Here is a 2,571-nt window from a genome sequence, read left to right on the forward strand (position 1 = left end):
AATGATTGTTAATAAATATGTTCGAGCTAACATTGGCACCCATTTATTGTATGATAACGATATTAAAAACAAACGAGAAGTTGCCGGTGTTCAAATCACAGAAGGCCCAAGAGTACAATTAAAACAAATATTAGGAATTGGTGTTGAATATAGTTTTTAAAATTTTAATTTTACCACAAACCCTTCATAGGTGCGTACATTAAAAACGGTTCCGTCTTCAAAAATTAAGTATTGTCCTTTAATGCCCACTACTTTTCCAGAAAAATTGGGTGTTTTTTCTAAATTTAAACTGGTAACTTTTAACGGATAGGCTTGAACTGGAAAATCCATTTGATACAAATGGTCTTCTTCAATAAAATAAGGCTTAGTTTCCTCTGGTAACCATTGTTTTAATTTGCTTTTTTCTTCAAATAAATTGGTGACAGGCACTTCATTTTTCAGCATTTTTTGCCAATTGGTTTTATCTGCAAAATGATTTTTTAAGGCCACCTCAGCTATACCTGCTAAATATCGATTAGGCGTTTCTAAAACAGGAATGGCTTGCACAGCGCCTTGGTCTATCCATCGAGTAGGCACTTGCGTGTTTCGGGTTACCCCTACTTTTACTTCACTTGACAAAGCGAGATATACAATATGAGGTTGCAATTGCACCCGTTTTTCATACGCTAAATCTCTATCTTCGATATCTAAATGCGCCGTACTGAGTTCGGGTTTCATAATCCAATCGGCGGCAGCTGGAATGGTTGAAAAACAATCATAACAAAATCCTTGTCGCCATATTTTTTTGGCTTTTTTACAATTTAAGCACTGATACCCTTTGTGCGTAATTTCTAAATCTTTATTGATTAACTGATTAACATTTATGAAATTGGAATCAAAAATTAAATAATACTGAATTGGCGCACCTATTTCGGTTTCCATCTTTGTTAATGTTCCTTCAAATGTTGTCATAAAGATTGTAATTGAAATAAAAATTATTATTTTTGGTAAAGTTATAAAAATACTGATACGCAAATGCCATTACCTTTAATAAATTCTATTGCCTCTTGGATTTTAAAAAAACGTATTCATCAAATTGAATTGTTTATGAAATATCCTATGGAGGTTCAGGAAGAAATTTTATTTGGTTTATTAAAATCGGCAGAAAATACCGTTCTTGGAAAAAAATACGACTATCAGAGCATTAAAAACTATCAAACATTTAACGAAAGAATACCCGTTTCTACTTACGAAGATTTAGAGCCGATAATTTCACAAACCCGTCAAGGGGCGCAAAATATTTTTTGGAATTCTTCTATAAAATACTTTGCAAAATCTAGCGGAACCACAAATGCTAAAAGCAAATTTATTCCCGTAAGTTCGGAAGCCTTAGAACACAATCATTACAAAGCCAGTAAAGATTTGCTGTGTATGTACTTAAATAATAACGAAAATTCGCAGTTATTTACAGGTAAAAGTTTGCGTTTGGGCGGTAGTAAAGAATTGTACGAAAACAACAATACTTTTTTTGGCGATTTATCTGCCATATTAATTGACAATATGCCAATGTGGGCAGAATTTAGCTCCACACCCAGCAACAAAACCTCGTTAATGAGCAACTGGGAAACCAAATTACCCGCCATTATTAAGGAAAGTAGCTTAGAAAACGTAACCAGTTTAGCTGGCGTACCCAGTTGGATGATGGTATTGCTAAACAAAACACTGGAAGAAAACAAAAAAAACAATATTTTAGAAATATGGCCTAATGTAGAAGTGTATTTTCACGGAGGCGTAAGTTTTGAACCGTATAAAGAACAATACAAAAATTTATTTCCGAAAGACGATTTTAAATATTACGAAATTTACAATGCCTCGGAAGGATTTTTTGCGTTACAAGATCAAAATAATGTTAGCGAACTTTTACTAATGTTAGATTACGGTATTTTTTACGAATTTATTCCGATGGATACCTTTGGAAAAGAAAACCAAAAAGTGATTCCGCTAAGCGAAGTGGAACTTCATAAAAATTATGCTTTAGTCATTACGACCAATTCGGGTTTATGGCGATATTTAATTGGCGATACCATTCGATTTACTTCCTTACAACCCTTTCGTATAAAAGTTACCGGTAGAACCAAACATCATATTAACGTGTTTGGCGAAGAACTAATGGTTGAAAACACGGATGTGGCTTTAGCAAAAACCTGCGAAACTTTGCAATGCGAAGTGGTAGATTATACCGTTGCACCGATTTTTATGAATGGAAAAGAAAAAGGTGCCCACGAATGGATGATTGAATTTAAAAAACATCCAGATAATATGGCAAATTTTTCAGCACTTTTAGATAAAAATATACAGCACATAAATTCCGACTACGAAGCCAAACGATTTAATAATATGACGTTAAACCCACTTGTAGTTAATGTAGCAAGAACAAACTTATTTTACGATTGGCTGAAAAAGAAAGATAAATTAGGCGGCCAACACAAAATTCCAAGACTATCTAATTTAAGAGACTATTTGGAAGAATTGAAAGCGATGTAAGGACTGCTTACTTTTTTACAAATTTTATTTTTTTAGGTAAAAACAGTA

At 33.3% G+C, this 2,571-nt stretch carries 2 protein-coding genes; one reads left to right on the forward strand and one right to left on the reverse strand.

Annotated elements, in window-relative coordinates:
* Positions 1-156 precede the first annotated feature (156 nt).
* Positions 157-951, reverse strand: coding sequence for a DUF2797 domain-containing protein (locus ACIQ11_RS10245; protein WP_396154598.1), 795 nt, complete (start codon positions 949-951; stop codon positions 157-159).
* A 63-nt stretch (positions 952-1,014) separates the two neighbouring features.
* Here ACIQ11_RS10245 and ACIQ11_RS10250 point away from each other — a divergent pair, with 63 nt between their 5' ends.
* Positions 1,015-2,523: a GH3 auxin-responsive promoter family protein gene (locus ACIQ11_RS10250; RefSeq protein WP_396154600.1), complete on the forward strand. Its 1,509-nt coding sequence runs from the start codon at positions 1,015-1,017 to the stop codon at positions 2,521-2,523.
* Positions 2,524-2,571: the final 48 nt, after the last annotated feature.

It is taken from the genome of Flavobacterium sp. (assembly GCF_044361065.1).
Taxonomy (GTDB): Bacteria; Bacteroidota; Bacteroidia; order Flavobacteriales; family Flavobacteriaceae; genus Flavobacterium.